24 protein-coding genes are annotated in these 21,606 nt (G+C 70.9%); 10 read left to right on the top strand and 14 right to left on the bottom strand.

Annotation, left to right across the window (positions count from 1 at the left end):
• Window positions 1-37: 37 nt before the first annotated feature.
• Window positions 38-2,170, top strand: coding sequence for a hypothetical protein (locus tag ALMP_RS31355; protein WP_264934549.1), 2,133 nt, complete (start codon window positions 38-40; stop codon window positions 2,168-2,170).
• Window positions 2,170-3,720, top strand: coding sequence for a hypothetical protein (locus ALMP_RS31350; RefSeq protein ID WP_264934547.1), 1,551 nt, complete (start codon window positions 2,170-2,172; stop codon window positions 3,718-3,720). Before ALMP_RS31355 ends, ALMP_RS31350 begins: the two co-directional genes overlap by 1 nt.
• Here ALMP_RS31350 and ALMP_RS31345 read toward each other — a convergent pair.
• Complete coding sequence (locus tag ALMP_RS31345) at window positions 3,717-4,034, bottom strand: hypothetical protein (protein ID WP_264934546.1); 318 nt, start codon at window positions 4,032-4,034, stop codon at window positions 3,717-3,719. The two genes, ALMP_RS31350 and ALMP_RS31345, sit on opposite strands and share 4 nt — an antisense overlap.
• A gap of 181 nt (window positions 4,035-4,215) precedes the next feature.
• Between ALMP_RS31345 and ALMP_RS31340 the strand changes: the two genes are divergently transcribed.
• Complete coding sequence (locus ALMP_RS31340) at window positions 4,216-4,515, top strand: carboxylesterase family protein (RefSeq protein WP_264934544.1); 300 nt, start codon at window positions 4,216-4,218, stop codon at window positions 4,513-4,515.
• A 13-nt stretch (window positions 4,516-4,528) separates the two neighbouring features.
• Here ALMP_RS31340 and ALMP_RS31335 read toward each other — a convergent pair whose 3' ends face one another.
• From ALMP_RS31335 to hemL, 10 genes are all read right to left on the bottom strand, one after another.
• Window positions 4,529-4,948, bottom strand: a complete 420-nt coding sequence (locus tag ALMP_RS31335) for an SRPBCC domain-containing protein (RefSeq protein WP_264934542.1) — start codon at window positions 4,946-4,948, stop codon at window positions 4,529-4,531.
• A gap of 61 nt (window positions 4,949-5,009) precedes the next feature.
• Window positions 5,010-5,939, bottom strand: coding sequence for a CU044_5270 family protein (locus ALMP_RS31330; protein ID WP_264934540.1), 930 nt, complete (start codon window positions 5,937-5,939; stop codon window positions 5,010-5,012).
• Entirely contained in the window at window positions 5,936-6,541 is a 606-nt protein-coding gene (locus tag ALMP_RS31325; protein ID WP_264934538.1) for an RNA polymerase sigma factor, read from the bottom strand. Before ALMP_RS31325 ends, ALMP_RS31330 begins: the two co-directional genes overlap by 4 nt.
• Before the next feature lie 87 nt (window positions 6,542-6,628).
• Window positions 6,629-7,726 (bottom strand): c-type cytochrome biogenesis protein CcsB, encoded by a 1,098-nt coding sequence (ccsB, locus tag ALMP_RS31320; protein WP_264934537.1) that lies wholly within the window; start codon window positions 7,724-7,726, stop codon window positions 6,629-6,631.
• Window positions 7,723-9,450 (bottom strand): cytochrome c biogenesis protein ResB, encoded by a 1,728-nt coding sequence (locus ALMP_RS31315; RefSeq protein WP_264934535.1) that lies wholly within the window; start codon window positions 9,448-9,450, stop codon window positions 7,723-7,725. Before ALMP_RS31315 ends, ccsB begins: the two co-directional genes overlap by 4 nt.
• Before the next feature lie 3 nt (window positions 9,451-9,453).
• A complete protein-coding gene (locus ALMP_RS31310) occupies window positions 9,454-10,224 on the bottom strand; it encodes a cytochrome c biogenesis CcdA family protein (protein ID WP_264934533.1) in 771 nt (256 codons plus the stop codon).
• A 1-nt stretch (window position 10,225) separates the two neighbouring features.
• Window positions 10,226-10,855 carry a TlpA disulfide reductase family protein gene (locus ALMP_RS31305; protein ID WP_264934530.1) on the bottom strand — a complete coding sequence of 210 codons (630 nt, stop codon included), beginning with the start codon at window positions 10,853-10,855 and terminating at the stop codon, window positions 10,226-10,228.
• 66 nt (window positions 10,856-10,921) lie between these two features.
• Window positions 10,922-12,226, bottom strand: a complete 1,305-nt coding sequence (locus ALMP_RS31300) for a hypothetical protein (protein ID WP_264934528.1) — start codon at window positions 12,224-12,226, stop codon at window positions 10,922-10,924.
• A gap of 164 nt (window positions 12,227-12,390) precedes the next feature.
• The gene (locus ALMP_RS31295) at window positions 12,391-13,050 is read right to left on the bottom strand and encodes a histidine phosphatase family protein (protein ID WP_264934615.1); all 660 of its coding nucleotides are present in this window, start codon (window positions 13,048-13,050) and stop codon (window positions 12,391-12,393) included.
• A gap of 32 nt (window positions 13,051-13,082) precedes the next feature.
• Entirely contained in the window at window positions 13,083-14,399 is a 1,317-nt protein-coding gene (gene hemL, locus ALMP_RS31290; protein ID WP_264934526.1) for a glutamate-1-semialdehyde 2,1-aminomutase, read from the bottom strand.
• Window positions 14,400-14,760: 361 nt separating this feature from the next.
• On the opposite strand from hemL, the gene ALMP_RS31285 reads away from it, so the two are divergent.
• Window positions 14,761-15,408 (top strand): hypothetical protein, encoded by a 648-nt coding sequence (locus ALMP_RS31285; RefSeq protein ID WP_264934524.1) that lies wholly within the window; start codon window positions 14,761-14,763, stop codon window positions 15,406-15,408.
• Between the two features lie 298 nt (window positions 15,409-15,706).
• On the opposite strand, the gene ALMP_RS31275 is transcribed toward ALMP_RS31285, so the two are convergent.
• The 3 genes from ALMP_RS31275 to ALMP_RS31265 are packed head-to-tail and all read right to left on the bottom strand — an operon-like array spanning window position 15,707 to window position 17,839.
• Window positions 15,707-16,168, bottom strand: a complete 462-nt coding sequence (locus ALMP_RS31275) for a WbqC family protein (RefSeq protein WP_264934522.1) — start codon at window positions 16,166-16,168, stop codon at window positions 15,707-15,709.
• Window positions 16,110-16,799 (bottom strand): YdcF family protein, encoded by a 690-nt coding sequence (locus ALMP_RS31270; protein WP_264934520.1) that lies wholly within the window; start codon window positions 16,797-16,799, stop codon window positions 16,110-16,112. The genes ALMP_RS31275 and ALMP_RS31270 overlap by 59 nt, the downstream gene beginning before the upstream one ends.
• Window positions 16,796-17,839, bottom strand: a complete 1,044-nt coding sequence (locus ALMP_RS31265) for a DNA-binding transcriptional regulator (RefSeq protein ID WP_264934518.1) — start codon at window positions 17,837-17,839, stop codon at window positions 16,796-16,798. The genes ALMP_RS31270 and ALMP_RS31265 overlap by 4 nt, the downstream gene beginning before the upstream one ends.
• A gap of 119 nt (window positions 17,840-17,958) precedes the next feature.
• On the opposite strand from ALMP_RS31265, the gene ALMP_RS31260 reads away from it, so the two are divergent.
• From ALMP_RS31260 to ALMP_RS31235, 6 genes are all read left to right on the top strand, one after another.
• Complete coding sequence (locus ALMP_RS31260) at window positions 17,959-18,387, top strand: hypothetical protein (RefSeq protein ID WP_264934516.1); 429 nt, start codon at window positions 17,959-17,961, stop codon at window positions 18,385-18,387.
• Window positions 18,374-19,018: a hypothetical protein gene (locus ALMP_RS44220; protein ID WP_309299559.1), complete on the top strand. Its 645-nt coding sequence runs from the start codon at window positions 18,374-18,376 to the stop codon at window positions 19,016-19,018. Before ALMP_RS31260 ends, ALMP_RS44220 begins: the two co-directional genes overlap by 14 nt.
• Window positions 19,006-19,146: a hypothetical protein gene (locus tag ALMP_RS31250; RefSeq protein ID WP_264934515.1), complete on the top strand. Its 141-nt coding sequence runs from the start codon at window positions 19,006-19,008 to the stop codon at window positions 19,144-19,146. The genes ALMP_RS44220 and ALMP_RS31250 overlap by 13 nt, the downstream gene beginning before the upstream one ends.
• A gap of 103 nt (window positions 19,147-19,249) precedes the next feature.
• On the top strand, window positions 19,250-20,410 hold the full coding sequence (locus ALMP_RS31245; RefSeq protein ID WP_264934513.1) for a radical SAM protein: 1,161 nt from the start codon (window positions 19,250-19,252) through the stop codon (window positions 20,408-20,410).
• Window positions 20,407-20,619, top strand: a complete 213-nt coding sequence (locus ALMP_RS31240; RefSeq protein ID WP_264934511.1) for a hypothetical protein — start codon at window positions 20,407-20,409, stop codon at window positions 20,617-20,619. Before ALMP_RS31245 ends, ALMP_RS31240 begins: the two co-directional genes overlap by 4 nt.
• A gap of 122 nt (window positions 20,620-20,741) precedes the next feature.
• Window positions 20,742-21,542: an aminoglycoside phosphotransferase gene (locus ALMP_RS31235; protein ID WP_264934611.1), complete on the top strand. Its 801-nt coding sequence runs from the start codon at window positions 20,742-20,744 to the stop codon at window positions 21,540-21,542.
• The last annotated feature ends 64 nt before the right edge of the window (window positions 21,543-21,606 follow it).

The following is a 21,606-nucleotide window of genomic DNA, read 5'->3' as shown; positions in this document are numbered from 1 at the left end:
TTACGCTTGCGTCGGGACCGGCTTTGGGGGAGGTGCGGTGCACGGACGGTTGTACGGGCGGGGGGCGCTGTTCGATGTCGAGCCGACCGGTCTGATACCACGGCTCGTCGGGCTGCGGCCGTACGAGCATTTCGCCACCAAGCCCGAACACGCTGAAGAGTTACCGCTGTTGGTGCTGGCGGGCGGCCGGGGGCTCGGCAAGAGCGCGGTGCTCGCCGAGCTGCGGGACGCCTACACCGAGCGCACCCGCAGGGGCGAGACCCGCAAGCGCACCCCGGTCGCGCTGATCGACTGCGAGGACGAGCAGTTCGCCCGGCCGCCGCACGAGGAGAACCCGGAGTCCTGGTCGCCGGTGTGGCAGGCGCTGCTGGTGCTGGCCGAGCAGCTGACCGAGCCGGTGAAGGCGGCCGGGCAGCTCAGCTTCCCCCGGCTGACGGCGGGGCTGGTGGCGGTGCGGGCCAGCGACTGGAGCGGGCGGGCCGACTCCGACCGCATCCGCCGCGAGCTGGTGCGGATCCTGCTGCTGAACGAGCGCGGCTCGCGCTTCAGCCTGGCCGGGCGGTGGGCCACCCGGGTCGCGGCGCAGGTCGTCGGCGCGGCGAGCGGACAGGGGCCGTTCGTGGCGGCGGCCATCGAAGCCACCCTGGAGGGGCTGTCGGAGGGCTTCGGCTCCCACAAGGAGCAGAAACCGTCCACCTGGTACCGCGCCTACCCGAACGCCGGCGGCAACGCCAAGCGCGGCCTGCTGCTGCTCGCCGGGAACTTCCGGGCCGGCAACACCTCGCGCGAGCACGCCGAACGCTGGCTGGTGCGGGCGCTGCTCGCCGACCTGGCCGAGGCCTACTCGGGGCTCGGCTCGCACCTGCGGCGCCTGGGCCGGCCGCTGGTGCTGCTGGACAACGCGCCCGGCGGGCCCGGCCCCGGTCTGCTGAAGGCGGTGCTGCGGGACCGGGCCGAGGGGATCGCGGACCAGGTGGTGTGCGTGGCCACCGTCCGCGGCACCGACCTGCCGGCGCTGGCCGACGCCGTGCACCGGGAGCTGCCGGAGGTGGCCCGCGCCACCGAGTGGGAGCCGGGCAGCTCCCCGTCCTCGCGGGCGCTGCTGGTGCCGCTGCCGCCGCTGTCCCCCGACGACACCCTGCACATGGTGGGCGCGGCCTGCGACGACATCGAGGTGCCGCCCCACCTCCCGCACGCCACCCACCGGTTGACCGGCGGCAACCCGCTCGGCATCGTCCTGCTCGCCACGGCCGCCCGGCAGCACCCCGGCCTGGCCGGCTCCCCGGCCCGGCTGCTCACCTCGCGCGTCCGGCTGGAGGAGGGCCAGGCCGAGGGCCGTGCCGCCTACGGCGAGCTGCTGCGCCGCCTCGTCCCGGCCGACCGTCTCGACGAACTGACCGTGCTCGCCGCCGCCCACGACCACGACTCCGCCGTCGCCCTCGCCGCCGCCCACCTGCCGGACGACTTCGGCGCCTCGGGCGTACGGTCCCTGCGGGTGCGCCTCGCCGAGGAGGGGCTGCCGGCCGCGCCGGGCCACTTCGTCGGCGACCGGTTCGTGCGCACCCTCCTGCTGCTGCGCCTGCACCACCGCGACGCCGACCACAGCGGCTGGCGGGAGGTCCACGAGACGCTGATCCGGCACTACGACCAGGGCGGCGGCGACGATCCCGCCCGCGCCCGCTACCGCCTCCACCACGAGCTGGCCCTCGGGAACACCGCCGGTGCCATCGCCCACCTGCGCGACACCTTCCCCGCCCTCGACACCCGCACCTGGCTGGACACCCTCTGCTTCCTCGCCTCGGCGCCGTACTTCCACGCGCACGACGACGAGGGCCGCGACACGGCCGGCCACGACGACCACCGCGCGGCGATCGCGCTCGGCCGCACGGACGCCGACCACCGGCCGCCGGACGGCGTCGACGCACTGCTGCACCTGCGCGTACGGCGGCTGCTGCACGCGGTGTGGCAGGTCACCGACCCGCTGGTGCTGCCCGATCCGCGGGTGTGCGGCCGCCTGGAGTTCGAACTGCTGCAACTGTCCGATCTGCGGCCCGCCGGGGGCGCGCTGCTGTTCGCGACGTCCCAGGCCTGGCCCCGGGACGCCCGCGTCGGCCGCCCCCTGCGCACACCGGCCGACGACGGATCCGACGACGGGGACGGGGAGGCGTGATGGCACGGCGAGACGGCAGCCCGCTCAGACGCCGGCTGCGGGAGATCTGGGAGATACGCCTCTACCGGTACGTCGCCGTGCTGGTCACGGTCGTGCTCGCGGCCGGCGCCGGCGTCGCCGTACCGAAGCTGCTGGAGGAGGACCGTTCCTGCGCGCCCGGTGTGGCCCGTCCCGACAGCAGCGACGAGTGCGTGGGCGTGACCTCGACCGCGTACCACTTCGGGCGGCCCCAGCTGCGGGAGGCGGTGCGGGCGATCGACCGGGAGAACGACCGGCTGAAGGAGGGGAGTTATGTGACGGTCGCGCTGATGCTGCCGTACACCGCGACCAACCCCTCCACGCTCAGCGACATCCTGCACGAGGTGCAGGGCGCCTATCTGGCGCAGTGGCAGGCCAACCACACCTCCAACGGGCAGGCGCCGGCGATCCGGCTGGTGCTCGCCAACCCGGGTGCCACCAGTGAGCACTGGCCGCTGCTGGTCGAGCAGTTGGCGAAGATGGCCAAGGGCGAGCACCGGCTGCGGGCGGTCGCCGGGATCGGCACGAGCACCGACAACAACAAGCGGGCCGTGGCGGAGCTGACCCGGCTGGGCATCCCGGTGGTCGGCGCCTCCATCACCGCCGACGACCTCGCCAACGGACAGGGCAAGGACCCCTTTCCCGGCCTCGCCCGGGTCTCCCCCACCAACACCGACGAGGCCCGCGCCCTGGCCTCCTTCGCCAAGGTCGGCGCGGGGCGGGCGCTGCTGGTGTACGACAAGCCGGGCGACCCGTACACGCGGACGCTGCAACGGTCGTTCGCGCAGCTGATCAAGGGCTCGCCGTACGAGCCGCAGCCGTTCACGCCGCCCGCCGACCGCACCCGGGAGGGCACCACCGCGAACACCTTCCGGCAGATCACGCACCTGGTGTGCGACACCTCGCCGGAGACGGACACGATCCTGTTCGCCGGCCGGCACACACAGCTGCGGCAGTTCATCAACGCGCTCGGCACCCGAGGCTGCCAGGACCGCGAGTTCACGCTGCTGACCGGCGACGAGGGCTCGTACCTGTCCGGCGACAAGAAGCTGGACCGCGCGGCCCTCACCCACAACCTCTCCGTGCGCTACACCGCCCTCGCCCACCCGGACACCTGGCCGAAGACCCCCGCCGGGCCGGGCGGCTCGGCAGGCGACGCGCGGACGCTGACCGACCTGCTGGCCCGCGCCACACGCGAGCCCGTCGGCCCGATCGGCGACACGGCCCTGGAGGACGGGCAGCTGATCATCGCGTACGACGCGGTACGGCTGGCCGTGCACGGCATCCGCGAGGCCACCCCGCCGGGCTCGACCGTGCCCCCGCTGACCGACGTGGGCCTGCAATGGCCGCAGGTCAAGGGCTCGCTGCGGGTGAACGGGGCGAGCGGCTGGATCTGCCTGGACGTGCACGGCAACCCGTACGACAAGGCCGTGCCGATCGTGGAGCTGATGCCCGAGGGCGGCTCCCGCTTCGTGCGCGTCGCCTGGCCGGAGGGGAAGCCGCCGGGGCGGGAGTGCCTGCCGCCGTCCTAGGAACGTGCCCGCCGCTCCCCCGAAGGCCCGCCGACCCGACCACGCGCCCCCGGCTGATGCTGGTACGTGTGGTAGATCTGGTCGACCGCCCCGTGGAACACCTCCAACCGGCCGTCCGTCGACATCCCCACCGCCAGCCGCTGCCGCCGGTCCGGCACCACCGGGCCCTTCCGCCAGCTCGTCTCCTTGCGGGCGCCGGCCCACGAGAAGCTGAAGTGGACGTGGTCGGTGTGGGGGTTGGCGCCCCGGTAGGGCTGCCAGCCGGCGCCCGGGCGGTTGGCCATCCAGATGCGCCGGTTCCAAATCATGTACATGATTCCGAAGCGGCGGACGAGGGCGTGGGCGTGCGTTCGGCTCGCCCGGGTTGGGGTGGGCCACCGTGATCACCGACCGCATGTGGGCGCGCGGCACACACGCCCAGCACGAGGCGCTGGCGCCGCACGTGCCGGTGTACGCCTACGAGTTCGCCGACCGCGACGCCCCCATGTTCCTGCGTTGCCGGGCGAGTTCGACTTCGGCGCCTACCACGCGGGCGACATCCCGTACCTGTTCGAGGACGAGGTGGCCGAGCCGCTGTCCACCCCGGCGCAGCGTCGGCTGTCGGCGACGATGGCCGGTTACCGGGCGGCGTTCGCCCACCGCGGCGCGCCGGGCGGGGCGGGCCTGCCCGCCTGGCCGGCGCACCGCCCGGGTCCGGCCGGCCGGCCGTACACGCAGTCGCTGGCGCCGGATCGGATCGGGCCGGTCGACTACCGCCGCGAGCACCGGCTGGACTTCTGGAGCCGACTGCCCTGACCCGTCGGCGCGGTCAGGGGCCACCCCGCTCGACGAGATCGATCAACTGTTCGAACCGAGCCCGCCAGGCGGGCTCGGTCCCCCCTTCGCCCGGGACCTCCCCCTGGTGTTCGTGGGTGAAGCGCAGTGCCGAGCCGTCCTCGGCGCCCCGCTCCAGATGGAAACGGATCCGGCCGCCGCCCTGCACCGTGTACTCGGCGACCCGGTCCACGTCCCAGGCGGTGACCTGCCCGGCGCCCACACCGCGCAGGGCGACCGTGCCGCCGAGCCGGGGTTCGAGGACGTCGACGGCCGTCCACCAGGCACCGAGCCCCTCCGGGGTGGCGAACGCCGGCCAGACCGCCTCCATGGACCGGGGAAGCCGCACCAGGAAGTGCAGGATGCGCGTGCTTCCGCGGCTCTGGCTGATGCCCTGCTCGACGGAACCGGTCATGACACCAGCCTGTACCCGGGGCCGGGGGTCGCGCACCCCTTGGGGACGCGACCCGTGCCCGTCAGGGACGCTCGCCGGCCTTGTCCACGAAGGCGCGCTCCAGGACCGCGCTGGTGCCCTGGACCGAGCCGGCCTTGATCATGCCGTCGCAGACCTGGCCGGGGTTGGTCGGGGAGTCCTTGAGGACCACGTCCCGGGTGCCGAGCAGGATGAGGGTCCTGCGGTCGAAGATCAGCTCCCGGCGCGAGGTGTCGCCCTCGACGAAGCCGACGGCGGTGCCGTGCCGGCCGACGGCGTCCACGGAGTCCTTCACCAGCACCACGCCGGGGATCCTGGCGACCGCCCGGTAGAGCGCCGCGCTGACCTTCGGCGGCAGCACGGTCTCGCCCGCCGTCTCGACGGCCAGGTCGAAGGCGCGGTACGCGGCGCTGTGCCCCTCGCCCTCCTTGTTCCGGTACAGCCAGGCGAGCATCTCCTCGGGGTCGGTGGGCAGGCTCTCCAGGCTGCGGTAGGTCCGCTTGGAGTCCCGGTCGGGCTCGATCGGCAGGGTGCCGACCCCGGTGTCGCGCACCAGCCCCTCCCGCTCGCCGTCGACGGACCGCCAGACCTCCCGGGTCTGCAACGGTCCGGCTGTCGCGACCTCGCAGGTGCGCGCCGAGATGCCCCACGCGGCCCGGGACTTGACGTAGGTGTACTGGTCGTCGCGGACCTTCGGCGCCTTCTCGTGCTCGGCGGCGAGCGCCGCGTCCTCCAGCAACCGGGTGACCCCCGGGGAGGGGTCGACGGCGGGCGGGACGAAGTCCTCGTCGGACGGCACCACGGTGAGCGTGGCGGCGACGGCGGCGGCGACGGCGCCCGCGACCAGGGCGGTGCGCAGGAAGCGCCGGCGCACGGGGGCCTCGATGGGTTCCTGCCGGATCTCGGTCATCAGATGCTCCTTGAGGAGTCGGTGACGGCCCGGCGGAAGGTCCTGTTCAGGCAGTCGGCTCATCGGTTTCCCTCCCTCAGGGGCCTGACCGCGGTGGTGCGGTCACCTCTCATCTGTCCGTGGAACCCGGGCGGTTCCATCTGTTTCGCGAGCTTTGTCCGCGCGCGGGAGAGCCGTGACCGTACGGTGCCGACGGGCACCCCCAGCGCCTCGGCCGCGGCCGCGTAGTCCAGCCCGGCCCACACGCACAGCGCCAGCACCTCCCGCTCGGGCCGCCGTAACGCCGCCAGCGCGGTGCGGACGAGGTCGAGGCGGGCGGCGTCGTCGACCCGCCCCGCGACCTCGTCGGCGAAGTCCCGTACGGCGTCCTCGCGCGGCAGCCGGGCCATCGCCGCCGCGTGCCGCCGGGCCGCGCGCCGGGTGTTGCGGGTGACGTTGGTGGCGATGCCCAGCAGCCACGGGCGCAGCGAGCCGCCCTCCTCGTCGACCCTGCCGCGCAGCCGCCAGGCGTCCAGGAAGGTCAGCGAGACGACGTCCTCGGCGACCGCCCACTCCCCCGTGAGCCGGTAGGCATGGTTGTAGACGGAGCGCGCGTAGGCGTCGAAGAGCTCACCGAAGGCGGCGTGGTCCCCCGCACGGATGCGCTTCCGCAGATGTGTGTCCACGCCCCTCCATCTGTCCGGACGACGAAGGCCGGTTCCCGTGACCCGAGTCACGCGAACCGGCCTTCGGGGCGGGCTGCCGCCCGGGGGCTACACGCCGGCGTAGGAGTGCTTGCCGCTGACGAAGAGGTTGACGCCGTAGTAGTTGAACAGCCAGCAGGCGAAGGCGATCAGCGCCAGGTAGGCGGCCTTGCGGCCCTTCCAGCCGGCGGTGGCGCGGGCGTGCAGGTAGCCGGCGTAGGCGACCCAGGTGATGAAGGACCAGGTCTCCTTGGGGTCCCAGCCCCAGTAGCGGCCCCAGGCGTCGCCCGCCCAGATCGCACCCGCGATGATCGTGAACGTCCACAGCGGGAAGACGGCCGCGTTGACACGGTAGGAGAGCTTGTCGAGGGAGGCCGCGGAGGGCAGGCGGTCCAGGACGGAGTTCGCGAATTTCCCCGGCTTTCCACCGCTCGCGAGCTTGCTCTCGTAGGAGTCCTTGAACAGGTACAGGATCGTGCCGACCGCGCCGACGTAGAACACCGCGCCGCAGAAGATCGCGGTGGAGACGTGGATGTACAGCCAGTACGAGTGCAGCGCGGGGACCAGCTGGTCGCTCGCGGTGTACAGGACGGTGACGGCCAGACCGAGGTCGAGGAGGACCGTGGTGGTCAGGAACAGGCCGAGCCAGCGCACGTTCTTCTTCAGCGCCAGCAGCGACAGGTACACGCCGACGGCCACCGTGGAGAAGGTGATGTTGAACTCGTACATGTTGCCCCACGGCGCCCGCTGCACCGAGAACGCGCGGGCCAGCACCCCGCCGAACTCGATCAGGAACGCGAGCACGGTGAGGGAGATCGCGATCCGCCCGTAGAGGTCGCCCTGCTCGTCCCCGCCGTGCGCACCCGGCCCGTCCGGCACGTCCCGCGCGCCGGACACGGCGCGTACGACGACCTCGGGCCGCTCCAGTACGGCGGTGCCCCCGGCCTTCTGCACGGTGACGGCCGGGGCCGTCTTCGCCGCGGTCCGCGCGGTGAGCGCGGCGGCGGTGCGGCCGACCTTGCTGCGGCTGCCGAACAGCCATTCGGCGATGTACGCGAAGAAGGCCAGGGTGTAGACGGCCATCGCGGAGTAGATCAGCGTGTTGCTGATGTTCGCGAGGTTCTCGTTGGTGGCGGCGGCCAACTCGGTTGCGGCGGCGAGAGTCACTTCTCAGCCCCTTCGGCAGGTACGGCTTGGGGGTCGGGGGATGCGGCGGGGTCGTCCTCGGGATCGGGCGCCCCGGGGGCCTGGTCGTACAGGATCCCGGCGAGGTCGCCGAGCTCCTCGGGCACCTTGGCGGACTCGCTGCGGCCGAGGCCGGCCATCTCCACGACCGTCACCCCGTCGGCGCCCCGCACCGCCCGCACCCACACGCGGCGGCGCTGGATGAACAGGGAGGCGGCGAGGCCGAAGATCGCGGTGAGGGCTCCGGCGAGCGCCCAGCCGCTGGCGGGCTGCCGGGTGATCTGGAAGTTCGCCCACTCCTTGGTGCCCTCGTAGGTGATCGACCCGGCGCCGTTCGGGAGGGCCATGGTCTCGCCGGGCTTGAGGTTCTCCCGCGTCTGGAGGCCCTTGGCGTCCTTGAAGCCCTTCATGTGCGACTTGTCGAGCTGGTACACGCTCTGCGGGATGCCGGAGTTGACGCCGAGGTCGCCGTGGTAGGGCTGGAGGTTCAGCACCGGGTTCAGCAGCGCCGGGAACGCGGAGGACACCTCGTTGCCCGGGACGTAGGTCGGCAGGAGGAAGGCCTGGATGCCGAGCTGCTCGCTGACGCCCTTGGCGTTGCGGTAGCCGTCGTACACCTTGATCACGCCGGAGGAGGTGACGTTGGAGTCGAGCGGCAGCAGCGGTACGGCGTCCTGGTAGACGACGTTGCCCTTGCCGTCCCGGACGGTGACGACGGGGGCGTAGCCGTGGGCGGTGAGGTAGACCTTGGAGTCGCCGATGTCCAACGGGTGGTTGGGCTCGATGAGGGTCTGCCTGTCCTTGCCGTAGGCGCCCTCGCTGTAGGTGACGGCCGCCCGGTAGATCCGCGGGGTTCCCCGGTTGGGGCCGGACGCCTCGTAGGTGCCGGTGAAGTCCTTCAGGGTGAAGCTGAACGGCTCCAGGTCGTCGGTGCTGAAGAGCGTGCCGGACTTGAAGTCGTCGTACTGGGTGAGGGTGTTGGAGAAGCCGTCGCCCTCGACGATCAGCTTGTTGCCCTCCATCTTGAACAACTGGCCCCAGGCGAAGGCGACCAGCATCACGATGAGCGCGATGTGGAAGGCGAGGTTGCCGACCTCGCGCAGATAGCCCTTCTCGGCGGCGACGGCGTCACCGACGGCGTGGGCGCGGAAGCGGCGCTTCTTCAGCAGGGCCAGCGCGGCCTCGCGCACCTCCTCCGGCTCGGCCCGGGTGCGCCAGGTGGTGTACGCGGGCAGCCGGGTCAGCCGCTTGGGGGCGGCCGGCGGGCGGCCGCGCAACTGGCCGACGAACTGCCAGGTGCGGGGCACGATGCAGCCGATGAGGGAGACGAACAGCAGGATGTAGACCGCGGAGAACCACACCGAGCTGTAGACGTGGAAGAGGCCGAGCTTGTCGTAGATCGGCGCGAGGGTGGGGTGGTTCTTCTCGAAGTCGGCGACCTTGGTGGCGTCGGTGCCGGACTGCGGGATCAGCGAGCCGGGGATCGCGCCGAGCGCGAGCAGCAGCAGGAGCAGCAGGGCGACCCGCATGGAGGTCAGCTGCCGCCACAGCCAGCGGGCCCAGCCGATCACGCCCAGGGCCGGCCCGCCCATGAGGGTCTCCGCCGGGGCGGTGGACAGCTGGGAGCCGGCGGCGCCGAGGTCCTGCTCGTCGGGGGTGGCGGCCGGCGTGTCACCGGACGCGGTGCTGATGGTGCTCTTGCTCATGGATCAGATCCCCACAGTGAAGCCGGCGGACCAGGACTGCATGTCCTGCACGAGGGCGTCCCACGCGCCGGTCAGCAGCAGCAGGCCGGTCACGATCATCATCGTGCCGCCGGCCCGCATCACCCAGACATAGTGGCGCTTGACCCAGCCGAAGGCGCCGAGGGCCTTGCGGAAGGCGACCGCGGCGAGCACGAAGGGGACGCCGAGGCCCAGGCAGTAGGCGACGGTCAGGACCGCCCCGCGGCCCGCGCTCGACTGCTGCGAGGACAGGGCGAGGACGGAGGCGAGGGTGGGGCCGATGCACGGCGTCCAGCCGATGCCGAACAACGCGCCGAGCAGCGGGGCGCCGACCAGCCCGGTCACCGGCCTGCGGTGGAAGCGGAACTCCCGCTGGGTCATCCAGGGCATCAGGCCCATGAAGAAGACCCCCAGGAGGATCATCAGCACGCCCAGCACCTTGGAGAAGACGCCCTGCTGTTCCTGGAGCGTCTGCCCGAAGTAGCCGAACAGGGCGCCGCCGGAGACGAACACGGCGGTGAAGCCGGCCACGAACAGCGAGGCACCCGCGACCATCCGGCCGCGCCGGGCCTCACCGAGGTCGGTGCCGGTGACGCCGGTGACATAGGAGAGGTAGCCGGGGACCAGCGGCAGGACGCACGGGGAGAAGAAGGAGACGAGACCGCCGAGCAGCGCGACGGGCAGCGCGACGAGGAGTGCCCCGTTGAGCACCGTGCCGTTGTAGCCGTCCGCGGCGAGCGTCATGACCGCGCTCACGTCACTTCTCCGCGAGGACCGGGTCGATCATGGAGCGCAGCTTGTCCTCGCTGAGCGCGGCCAGCGAGCGGGCGGCGATCTTCCCGTCCCGGTCGAGGACGAGCGTGGAGGGGATGGCCTGGAGGTTGAGCGTGCCCTTCTCGAACCGGAGCATCAGCTTGCCGGTCGGGTCGTACAGGCTGGGGTAGGTGACACCCTGCTGCTTCTCGAACGCCAGGGCGTTGGCGGCCTTGGTGTCGCGGGTGTTGATGCCGACGAACTGCACGCCACGGTCTTTGAGGTCGGTGTAGACCTTCTGGAAGTTCGGCGCCTCGGCCCGGCAGGGGGCACACCAGGAGCCCCACACGTTCAGCACGACGACCTTGCCCTTGTAGGAGGCCACGTCGAGCTGCTTGCCGTCGACCGTCCTGCCGGACAGGTCAGGGGCGGGGGTGCGCTTGTCCTTGGCGACGGTGGAGATGCCGTCCTCGCCCATGACGAAGTTGGTGTCTCCGCTGCCGCCGGACTTGCCTCCGGAGGTGCACGCGGACACAAGCAGCGCCGCGGCGACGGCACCGGCTGCCGACAGGGCGGTGCGGCGCGAGCGGATCCGGGTGGTCGGGCGCAGGGGGGCGCGGCTGGCGGCACTCATGTGAAAAGTTTCGCATGCCCGTTCCGGGGATCTTGCGCACCCCCCTTGCGGGTGGAAATCCGCATTTCAGGCGGTGCTCGAAGGGCTCGGCGAGGCCGCTGCGAGGTAGCTCTTCCAGCCACCGGCCGGCCGCTCCCCCACCTCCAGGCCACGCAGCTTGGCGAGCACCTCCGGCTTCTGTACGTCGATCCAGTCCACGAACTGCCGGAAGGAGACCAGCCGTACGTCCGCGCCCTTCTCCTTCTCGCGCGCGATGTGCCGGAACGCCTGCTCGACGGCGTCCATGTAGATGCCGCCGTTCCACTGCTCGAAGTGGTTGCCGACGAAGAAGGGTGCCCGGTTTGTCTCGTATGCCCGCTTGAATCCCTGGATGTACGCCTGGGCGGACTGCTCGCGCCAGCGCGGGTAGTTGTGGGCGGGCGCCTTGGTGGAGTTGACGGACTGGTTGGCGAGCATGTTGTAGTCCATCGAGAGGACCTCGAAACGGCGCCCGGGGAAAGGTATCTGCTGCAACGGCAGGTCCCATATCCCCTGCCGCTTCTCCGGCCAGACCTGACGGCCGCCGGGCGAGGAGGCGTCGTACCGCCAGCCGAGGGCGCGGGCGGTGGGCAGCAGGTTGTCCTGGCCGAGCAGGCAGGGTGTGCGGCCGCCGACGAGTTCCTTGTCGTAGTCGAAGGGCAGCGCGGGCAGGTCGGTCCAGCCGGTGTTGGTGCGCCACTCCTTCACGAAGGCCTTCGCCTGGTCGATCTCGCTGCGCCACTGCCGCGGGGTCCAGTGACCGACCGAGCCGCGGCCGTCACCGCAGAAGTGCCCGTTGAAGTGGGTGCCGATCTCATGGCCCTCCAGCCAGGCGCGACGGAGGTTCTTCAGCGTGTCCTTGATGTGCCCGTCGGTGAGGTAGCCGATGTCGGAGGCGCCGCGCGGGTTGTTCGGCGGGTCGTAGAGCCGCTTCTTCGACTCGGGCAGCAGATACAGGCCCGAGAGGAAGAAGGTCATGGACGCGCCGTGCTCCTTGGCGAGGTCGAGGAAGCGCGGGAAGAGCCCGTTGCCGACCTCGCCCGCCCCGTCCCAGGAGAAGACGACGAACTGCGGCGGCTCCTGCCCGGGCTCCAGCGGCTCGGGCGCGGCCGGCTGGTGGGGCTGCTTGCCGGTGAAGGAGGTGGAGCCGTCACCGAGGGGCCGGGCCGGGGCCGGAGCCGGGGCCGACGGGTTGGCGGAACGATTCTCCCCGGGGCCCTTCCCGGAACCGGCGGAACCCGTCGTCCGGGTCGAGCCGTCTGAGGGGGCGGAGTCGGCGCACCCCGCGAGTCCGGCGGCGGCCACGGCTCCGGCGCCGAGCCCGAGTGCTCCCCTTCGGGTGAGAATGCGCATGGCAGTCCCCGTTCGTCACGTTCTCTGCTGGGTCACCCAGTCAGAGGACGGGACGGACGGGGAGGTTCCGCCGAATCTTCCGCATTCCGTAACAACCGCAAGAAGTCGGCCATTACGGCGGTGGGGGTGGGCTGGGGGTGGCTGGGGGTGGGCTGGAGGTGGTCCTACGCCCCGAAGGCCTTGCCCTGCCCCTGTCCCTTCCCCTTCACCCGCTTGGCGCCGGCGAGGAGATGCGGGGGAACGAGGTCACGGGCGGGCTCGGTGTACCCGACGGACACGATCCGGTCACCCTGGTACGTGAACGTCGTCAGCGAGGCGAGCGTGCACTGCCGCTTGCGCGGGTCGTGCCACAGCCGCCGCCGCTCGACGTACGACCGCACGATCCAGATCGGCAGCTGGTGGCTGACCAGCACGGCCTCGTGCCCCCGGGCCTTGTCCTTCGCCGCGTCCAGCGCCCCCATCATCCGGACGACCTGGTCGACGTACGGCTCGCCCCACGATGGCCGGAACGGGTTGTAGATGTGCCGCCAGTTCTCCGGCCGGCGCAGCGCCCCGTCCCCGATGCCGAAGGTCTTGCCCTGGAAGACGTTGCCGGCCTCGATGAGCCGCTCGTCGGTGGCGATGTCGAGCCCGTGCGTCTTGGCGATCGGCGTGGCCGTCTCCTGCGCCCGCTCCAGCGGCGAGGCGCAGACATGGGTGACGTCACGGGTGGCGAGGTGCTCGGCGACCCGGTCGGCCATCCGCCGGCCCAGCTCGGAGAGGTGGTAGCCGGCGAGACGGCCGTAGAGGATGCCGTCCGGGTTGGCGACCTCGCCGTGCCGCATCAGATGGACGACGGTGATGTCACTGCTGTTGCTCACGCGGTGGCCTCCGCAGCCGCTCGGGCCGCCGCCGGGAGGGCGTCGGCGATCCGCTGGATGGCCCGCTCGTCGTGGGCCGTGGACACGAACCAGGACTCGAAGGACGACGGCGGCAGGTAGACGCCGTTCGCCAGCAGCGAGTGGAAGAAGGCGGTGAAGCGGAACGACTCCTGCGCCTTGGCGTCCTCGTAGTCACGGACGGGCCGGTCCGTGAAGAAGACGGAGAACATGTTGGACGCGCTCTGCAGGGTGTGCGCGACACCTTCCTTGGACAGCGCGTCCGAGACGAGCGCCTGGATCCGCTCGGACGCCGCGTTGACCTTGGCGTAGGCGGCGTCGTCGAGGAGACGGAGCTGGGCGAGCCCGGCGGCGGTGGCGACCGGGTTCCCGGAGAGGGTGCCTGCCTGGTAGACGGGCCCGGCAGGCGCGAGGTGGGCCATCACGTCGGCCCGTCCGCCGAAGGCGGCCGCGGGGAAGCCGCCGCCCATCACCTTCCCGAAGGTCATCAGGTCGGGCTTGACGCCGTCGATGCCGTACCACCCGGCGCGGCTGGTGCGGAAACCGGTCATCACCTCGTCGGAGATGAAGAGCGCGCCGTTGTTCTGGCAGGCGTCCTTCAGCCCCTGGTTGAACCCGGGCAGCGGCGGCACGACGCCCATGTTCCCCGGCGAGGCCTCCGTGATGACGCAGGCGATCTCCCCGGGGTGCCGGTGGAAGGCCTCCTGCACGGCCTCCAGGTCGTTGTACGGCAGCACGATCGTGTCGCCGGCCTGGGCACCGGTGACACCCGGTGTGTCGGGCAGCGCGAAGGTGGCGACCCCGGACCCGGCGGCGGCCAGCAGCGAATCCACGTGCCCGTGGTAGCACCCGGCGAACTTGATCACCTTGGAGCGCCGGGTGAACCCGCGGGCGAGCCGGATGGCCGACATGGTGGCCTCGGTCCCGCTGGAGACGAGCCGCACCTGCTCCAGGGGCTCGATCCGGGCGACCATCTCCTCGGCGAGGGCGACCTCCCCCTCACCGGGCGTACCGAAGGAGGTGCCGTGCGCGACGGCCTCCTGCACGGCCGCGATGACCTCGGGGTGCGAGTGCCCGAGGATCATGGGCCCCCAGGAGCAGACCAGGTCGACGTACTCCCGCCCGTCGGCGTCGGTGAGGTACGGGCCCTTCCCGGACACCATGAACCGGGGCGTGCCGCCCACGGCGCGGAAGGCGCGCACGGGGGAGTTCACGCCGCCCGGCGTGACGGCGGCCGCGCGGTCGAACAGGGCCTGCGAGACAGGCGCATCGTATGAATAGGGCAATTCGCTCATGACCTGCGACTACTCCGACCTTCTCCGACTTCTGGGACTGGGGTTGCCAGTGACATCCTCAGGGTAGGCCAGGGCGGACCGGCGACAGCGGGGCCGCGGGGTCCGACGGGCTCGCGGGGCCCGGCGGGCCGCGGGGTCCGACGGGATCCGGCCGGTCGCCCCTCTCCCGTCTGTCCGCCATCTGCGAAACTGTGGCAGGTGGACGCGGCTCGCCCGGAGTATGTGCCGAGGGGCTGCGAAGATCCTGCGGGCAGGTGTTTCGACGCACGTTTCGGCGGGCGGCCGTGGGGGAGGTCACTGACACGATGATCGGGTTGCGCGGCGGGGGCCACGCGTCCTAGAAAAGCAGTCGGGTGGAGATATGCATCGCGGTGGCGGACTGGGCGAGGGGACTGACGACCTGGGTCCTCGACGTGCCCGGCGGGGAAGGCACCGGCGCGACGCGGAGGAAACTGCGGAGAGTACGGAAGCACGTCAGGCACAGGGTGTACCAGGTGAACCCGAGCGGATCGATCGGCGTATCGATCGCCGGGTCGACCGCCTCCGGGCGGGGAGCAGGAATGGTGGTCGGGTGGGGGTGACGTACAAGTACTTCGGCGCGCCGGACGGCGCGACGGCCGCCCGCGTCCCGATCTCGATGCGCCCCGAGGAACTCGGCGGCGACGAGCTCGGCATGAACGGCATGTTCACCAAGATCAAGCCCGAGACGATGGCCGCGATGGTCCTCACGGGCATCGAGGGCGTCCCCCTGCACAAGGTGCCGCCCCTGGAACTGGTCGTCCTGCACCCCGACTACGCGGTCGTCAAGCTCCCCATGACAGTCGTCGACCCCCTCCGCGACATCGGCGAGGAGGCCGTGGGCGCGGCGGCCTTCATCTGGTCCACGGTCCCCGACCGGGGCGGCCCCCGCGACGCGTTCAACGTGTACCAACTGCTGCACGAGTGGCAGGACTTCTCACATCGGCTGCACGAGGCGGGGCATCAGCCTTATTGCTTGGTGTGGCCGTGAGCTGAGGTTTCGCGGGGTTCGGGCGGGGCTTTCGGACGTCGGGCAAGGCGTCGAAGGCGAGCTTGTTGCCGGCCTGGAAGCGCAGTCGAAGGTGCCCTCAATCGTGGACGCCTCAAGGCCGCCGTCCTGGAGCGCACGGATCCGGCCCTGGACGAGCGAGGGCTGGTTGAGGGACCGCAGCTCGCGTCGGCCGAGGTGCTCGACGATGTGGTTGCGGACGGTCGCGTCGTAGCGGACGGAGTTCGCGTCTAGCGATGGGCAACCAGTCGGTTCGCCAGCGCTCTGGAGCCGATCTTGCTCAAGCCCCAGAGGCTGCTGATCCGTCGGCTCCACCGCCAGAGCGGGTCGCCGGTATCCGCAGGGGCGTGGAAGGGCAGCACGGGGATGCCTTGCGCATCGAAGGGAGCAGTGTCGAGAGCAGCTCGACCGTCCGCCGCGAGCGGCGGGAATCAACGAGCCGCGCCTGGCTGACCAGCGTCGGTCGCCCATGTGGAAGGTGCGTCGGGAGCGTGAGCCACTGCTGCCGACCCGGATCGTCCAAGGCTGCGAGGCGGGCACGGTGCTGATAGTCGCGCCGGGCGAACTGCACGTCGTCCAGCACGATCCACCGGTCGGCGGCATACAGTTTGGCCAGCGTGGACAGCCGCGGGAACAGGTTCGGCTGATGGATCGCGCACACCCCGCGACCAGCACCAAGTGGCTCAGCTGCTGATGAGGCGGCTGTCGAAGCCGGCGCCCAGGAGGCGCTTGTAAGCGTCATACACGTCCCCCGGTACGTCCTGCTCGACGGCGAAGCCGAGCTTCGGGTACTCGATCACCCGCTGCAGATCGCCGACGAGCATGTCGACGACGAGCTTCTCGTCGCCGATGGACTTGATGTAGTCGTCCAACTCCAGTGGCTCGGAGGCGCAGACAACCTCCGCCTCGGGCCACAGCTTGCGGCACGTCGCGTACGAGCGGCGCTCCATGTACGGCTTGGAGATCAGCAGCAGCGACTCCACCGCGATGCCGGCCTCGGCCAGCAGCTCGCGGGAGAACGTGATGTTCTGACCAGTGTTGGCTGCCTTCGGCTCGACCAGGATCGCTTCGTCCGGCACACCCAGGCTCAGCGCATGCTCGCGGTAGTGCACCGCCTCGCCGCGCGGGAAACGGGCCCGGGTGGTGGGGCTGTTGCCGCCGCTGAACACCACGACTGGGAAGAGACCGGCGCGGTACAGATCGGCGGCCGCGGTAGCCACCCCGAGGTCGTGGCTACCCAGGCCGATCGCCGCCGAGCAGGGCCGCTGCTCGTGGCCCATCTGGTGGTAGTTCCAGATCAGCGTCGCGTCGTGGAACTGCTCGTCGGTGATCTGGCGCTGCTCGTGCTCCGGCACTGGCACTCCCTGGCTCATCCCTGCTGGTCCTTGCGGATGCCCTCGATGCTGCGCAGCTGGTGGCTCAGCCCGTACTGCCGGGCCACGTGTGCCGCCTGATCGAGGACGGACAGCCCATCATTCCGGGTCGCCGCATCCGACAGAAGGATGTGCCCGTACGCGGTGTCCAACCGCACCCGCTGCATCGGGGAGTCGACCGTGCCGGTCGTGCGCGCGATGCCGATGTAGTGCAGGGCCTGCTTCAGGTCGCCGGCACCGCGGTGGGCCAGGGCCAGCTTCTGGTGCGCGACCGACCAGTCCTCCGGTTCGCCCAGGTCCTCGAAGGAGCGGGTGGCCTCGACCATGACGCCGGTGGCGTACTCGTTGTCGCCCTCCTTGCTCAGCGCCGTACCCACCCAGAGCCGGGCCCTGGCGCGGTCGCGGAAACTCAATCGCTCATCCTCGGCGAGGAGTTCGTACTGGCGGGCGGAGGCTTCCAGCTGGCCGGACATCTCCTGGACGACGGCTAGGGAGAGCTCGATCTGGGCCACCCGGCGAGGGATGTCGAGTTCGGTGAACATGCCGCGAGCGGTCAGGTAGGAGTGCCGGGCTGAGAGTGGGCCGAGGATCGCGCCCTGATCGCGCTGGAGGTCGCCAAGGAGCACGAGGGAACGGCCGTACAAATAGAGGCCCTTGTCGTCCAGTTGGTGTGGTGCACGGCTGCCCAGCCAGCGGTTCAACAGGGTTGAGGCGAAAGGGAAGTCCTGGCGGCTGATGCAGACAACAGCGCGCTCGATGTCCTCGGTCCAGGTCTCGTAGTCCGTCGGCCGCGCGCTCTGCCGTTCAGAGATCAACACTGTCTCGAACCGGGATTGGGAGGCGGAATCCGCCCGTGCGAGCGCAGTGTCGAGGATGGCCTGGGTGTCCGGGCGTGGCTGCGTCTCCGCGCCGAGGCTCTCCCACTTCGCAACCGTGCGCAGCGCGACACCGAGGTGCTCGGCGAAAGCGCGCATGCTCATACGCAACGCGGCGCGCAGGGCGCTCGCCTCCCGACCTGTCCACTGCTGCACGCTGACCACGGATGACCTCCCTCCGTCACGTATGGAAGCACTGTCAGTGACGACGTGGGGCGGGAAGTGCAACGGAAGTACAACAGCAGGCCATTTCGAGGCCGTTCACGACGGCCGACGCTGTGGGCATGGACGACGACCTCATCACCGAACGCCGCCCCATCGCCTTCCCTCAGGTCTTCGGCTACCTGCGTCACGTCACCGGCGGCCTACCTCGCCATACGGCTCTCGTCGACTGCCTCACCGAATACTGCGACCGGCACGAACTAGCCTTGTGCGGCGTCTTCACCGACCGCGACGCCACAGTGATCGTCCGCTCCCCCGCCTTCGTCGGTCTGCTCGACGCGCTCGAACTCCCCGATGCCTACGGGGCCGTAGTTCCAGCTCTCAGCCACCTCGGCCCGAAGGGCCTCGGCACCGAGCGCGAGCGGCAGATAACAGCAACAGGCGCTCGTCTGATTGTGGTCCGCCCTCTCAGCCGACCACGCGATCCGCCTCTTCGCTCAGCGCAAGCCAAAGTCTGCGGCCGCAGGGAGGTGTGTGATGTCCGTGCGTGACGCGTTGCGAAGTGCGCCCATGGTGAACGACGTGCCGGGACTGCGGCTACTGAAGGTCGGCGACGGCTGGGACGTCGTGCGCACCTCGGCCGAGATCGGCCTCTTGGCTCTGGCCTACCTGCGCGGCACCGGTGCCTCCGTCGGCCCCGTGCTCTACGACAGGCCCAACGGGCGTCTCTACTACGCCGTCCCGACCGGCTCCCAAGCCAGCTGGGACGATCTGCCGGTACGGCACCTCTCCGCCGACTCCTGGCTCGTCGCCCCCGGCCTGGAACTGCTCGACGGCTGGTTCGGCGGATGGTGCGAGCTACCCGACGACGACACCCTCACCGACACGCATGCCCTCCGCACCGCTCTCCAGCACCCACGTCGCCACAACTCTGGAGTCGGTTCGATGACCAGCCGCGCGATCATGTGCCGCAAGTGGTGGACCCTCCAGCCCGACCGGGAACCCGACGCCGAGCCCACCACGTACGCGATGCAGTGCGCGGTCTGTGGCCAAACCTCACTGTCCGGCACCGACTTCGCCGAACCGCAGAGCTGGGTGTTCACGCATGGTGGCCGCAGCCCCTCACACCATACGTACCGGGAGATCATCACCCGCCCGTGGAGGGCCTGGTGGAAGCCGTGAACCGCCGTGTCGCCACCCAGGTATCCAGAGCCGCCCGCTACGCCGGACCACTGCTGATCGTGCTCGTGTCCGCCTCGTGCGGCTTCGTGATCGGCGTGGCCGCCTCGACCGCACGGCCCACGCCCTGACCCGCGCTTGGTGAAGGGACCCACCGGCCGAGCGCGGGGCCAACCTGATCGCCGCCCACCACCAGGCCCGACCAACCCCTCGCACCCACCTCGTGGAGGTCCAATGATCGAGACGAAGACCAACGGCAAGAGGCTGCGGCCCAAAGTAGCTCCGCAGCTCGTGGCCAGCCCGTTTCTCGCCCAGTACCTCCTCGTCAGGCCCGGCCGGGCGGCCGGCGTGCGCATCCCGGAGGTCCGCTACGAGGAGCTGCGGGCCGCCGGCGCTGAAGGCCGATCCGTCCCGGACTGGCTGGCCGACGCGGCGAGGCAAGCGTGGGGGACCGAGCTGTCCTCGTCGCCGGTCGGCGACATCGTCCTCGTCCGCGAGCGGTCGCTGTACGGGTACGGCAAGGCGTCGTGGGAAATCAACCTCGGCTGCGACTACGACTGCGAGTTCTGCTACCTCGGGGAGAAGCGGTTCGAGGGCCTGGACTGGGCCGGTAAGCAGACGCTGCTCCAGACACTGAGGGACGCCGGTGTCCTGTGGTTGCAGATCACAGGCGGTGAGGCGCTGATCGACCGCGAGTTCGGCGCGGCGTACGAGTACGCCCACCAGCTCGGGATGATGGTCCAGGTCTCGTCGAACGGCTCCTCGCTGCGGAAGCAGCCGATCCGGGACCTGTTCGCCCGCCACCGGCCGTACCGACTGACCCTGAGCGTCTACGGAGCCACCGCCGAAACGTACGACAAGGTGACGCGGAATCGCGGGGCGTTCGGCCGGTTTCTGAAGGGCCTGGATGCCGCCCGCGAGGACAAGCTGCCGGTCCGCCTGAACGTGATCGTGTCGGACGGCAACGCGCACGAGACAGACGCGATGGTGCGCCTCTCGAAGTCGTACGGCTTCCCTCACCAGGTCTTCACGAACATGTCGCCCACGATCGACGGCGAGGCGAACCCCCTGGCGACGCAGGCACTGGGCCATCTCAAGGCCCGCAGCATCTTCACCGGCTGCAACGCCGGCCACACGTTCTTCCACGTCAACCCGCACGGCATCGCGTCGATCTGCAAGGTCGGCCGTGACCCGAGCGTGAACCTCATCACCGAGGGCGTCGAAGCCCTCCCCCGACTCGGCGCGGTCGCCGAGTCCCTACAGCTCCGCACCGGTGGATGCTCCGGCTGCACGAAGGTCGGCACGTGCCGCACATGCCGACCGCTGGCCAGGCTCTACCAGGAGGCGGGGGACCGACGAGAGTTCTACTGCCAGCATGGAGGTTACGGATCATGACTCCGTCCACCGCAATCCTGACCCCGCCCAGCGAACCGGTCACGCTCACCATCGGCCGACGCCCGGCGGACGGCCCGACCGGTGTTCTGCCGGTACCGCTGACCACCGCGTCGATCAAGGACGACGAGTTCCAGATCCTCGCCGACCTGGACGAGGCCGCCGAGGGCGCCGAGTGCAGCTGCTCGGCCGGTGACGACCAGCCGTACTAGATCCACCACGGGCGGCGCCCGTGCCGCCCGCTCGTTCCACCCCTTCAGTGCCGTCCCGGCCGTACCCTGGCCGGGGCGGCACTCCCTTGTACCCGAGCACCCCTGAGGAACCGCGCGTGTCCATGTCCCGCATCCCCTTCGAGCAGCTCCCCGCCGGCATCCGCCGGGCCATCGCCGACAAAACCGGCGCCGTCCATCAGGCGGCCACCGCGCCGGGCGGCATGAACTCCGGCATCGCCTCCGTCCTGGAGACCGAAAGCGGCCGGGTCTTCGTGAAGGGCATCCCGACCGACCACCCCCAGGTCGGTGCACAGCGCCGCGAGGCGGCGATCGCCCCGCATCTTCCGGCGTCCTGCCCACGCCTGTACTGGCACCTGGAGCTCGATGGCTGGAGCCTTCTCGGCTACGAGGTGGTCGACGGCCGCCACGCCGACTACGCGCCCGGCTCACCCGACCTGCCGCTCATGGAAGCCGCGCTCACCGAACTACAAGCAGTCACGGCCCCGGCCGACATCGAGATCAAGGACGCTGTCGACCGGTGGGCGGACTACGCCCCGCCGGGGACGTTGCAGTACTTCAGCGGTGACACCCTCCTGCACACCGACTTCGCCACGGATAACGTACTGATCGTCGGCACACGGGCCCGGCTCGTCGACTGGGCGTGGCCGACGCGAGGTGCAGCATGGATCGACCCGGGCGCCCTGGCACTGCGGCTCATGGACTCCGGCCACCCGGTGGAAGAGGTGGTCGCCTTCGCGGGCCGCTTCCCGTCATGGCGGGACGCCGAACCGGAAGCCCTCGCGGCGTTCGGCGTGGCCACCGCGGCACTGTGGCGAGAGATCGCCGAGGAAGACGGGATCCCGTGGAAGCGGGGGATGGCAGAGCGGGCGGCGACACTCGCGTATGTCCTTGCCAAGGGGTAGGTGCTCCGGGGTCCTCGGTATGAAACCAGCGGCGTCAGCCGCGATCTTGCATGAGGTCCGTCAG

Origin of the sequence: Streptomyces sp. A012304 (genome assembly GCF_026008495.1) — a bacterium.
In the GTDB taxonomy this organism is placed as follows: domain Bacteria; phylum Actinomycetota; class Actinomycetes; order Streptomycetales; family Streptomycetaceae; genus Streptomyces.
This window is presented reverse-complemented; position numbering and strand designations above follow the sequence as displayed.

Bases quoted from the DNA above. Each gene is read 5' to 3' on its own strand.
- ALMP_RS31245 (WP_264934513.1), top strand. From the start codon at position 19,250: ATGATCGAGACGAAGACCAACGGCAAGAGGCTGCGGCCCAAAGTAGCT.
- ALMP_RS31275 (WP_264934522.1), bottom strand. From the start codon at position 16,168: ATGACGCTTACAAGCGCCTCCTGGGCGCCGGCTTCGACAGCCGCCTCA.
- ALMP_RS31300 (WP_264934528.1), bottom strand. From the start codon at position 12,226: ATGCGCATTCTCACCCGAAGGGGAGCACTCGGGCTCGGCGCCGGAGCC.
- ALMP_RS44220 (WP_309299559.1), top strand. From the start codon at position 18,374: ATGTCCGTGCGTGACGCGTTGCGAAGTGCGCCCATGGTGAACGACGTG.
- ALMP_RS31260 (WP_264934516.1), top strand. From the start codon at position 17,959: ATGGACGACGACCTCATCACCGAACGCCGCCCCATCGCCTTCCCTCAG.
- ALMP_RS31305 (WP_264934530.1), bottom strand. From the start codon at position 10,855: ATGAGTGCCGCCAGCCGCGCCCCCCTGCGCCCGACCACCCGGATCCGC.
- hemL (WP_264934526.1), bottom strand. From the start codon at position 14,399: ATGAGCGAATTGCCCTATTCATACGATGCGCCTGTCTCGCAGGCCCTG.
- ALMP_RS31235 (WP_264934611.1), top strand. From the start codon at position 20,742: ATGTCCCGCATCCCCTTCGAGCAGCTCCCCGCCGGCATCCGCCGGGCC.
- ALMP_RS31295 (WP_264934615.1), bottom strand. From the start codon at position 13,050: ATGCGGCACGGCGAGGTCGCCAACCCGGACGGCATCCTCTACGGCCGT.
- ALMP_RS31285 (WP_264934524.1), top strand. From the start codon at position 14,761: ATGCATCGCGGTGGCGGACTGGGCGAGGGGACTGACGACCTGGGTCCT.
- ALMP_RS31315 (WP_264934535.1), bottom strand. From the start codon at position 9,450: ATGAGCAAGAGCACCATCAGCACCGCGTCCGGTGACACGCCGGCCGCC.
- ALMP_RS31270 (WP_264934520.1), bottom strand. From the start codon at position 16,799: ATGAGCCAGGGAGTGCCAGTGCCGGAGCACGAGCAGCGCCAGATCACC.
- ALMP_RS31330 (WP_264934540.1), bottom strand. From the start codon at position 5,939: ATGAGCCGACTGCCTGAACAGGACCTTCCGCCGGGCCGTCACCGACTC.
- ALMP_RS31345 (WP_264934546.1), bottom strand. From the start codon at position 4,034: ATGTACATGATTTGGAACCGGCGCATCTGGATGGCCAACCGCCCGGGC.
- ALMP_RS31240 (WP_264934511.1), top strand. From the start codon at position 20,407: ATGACTCCGTCCACCGCAATCCTGACCCCGCCCAGCGAACCGGTCACG.
- ALMP_RS31350 (WP_264934547.1), top strand. From the start codon at position 2,170: ATGGCACGGCGAGACGGCAGCCCGCTCAGACGCCGGCTGCGGGAGATC.
- ALMP_RS31335 (WP_264934542.1), bottom strand. From the start codon at position 4,948: ATGACCGGTTCCGTCGAGCAGGGCATCAGCCAGAGCCGCGGAAGCACG.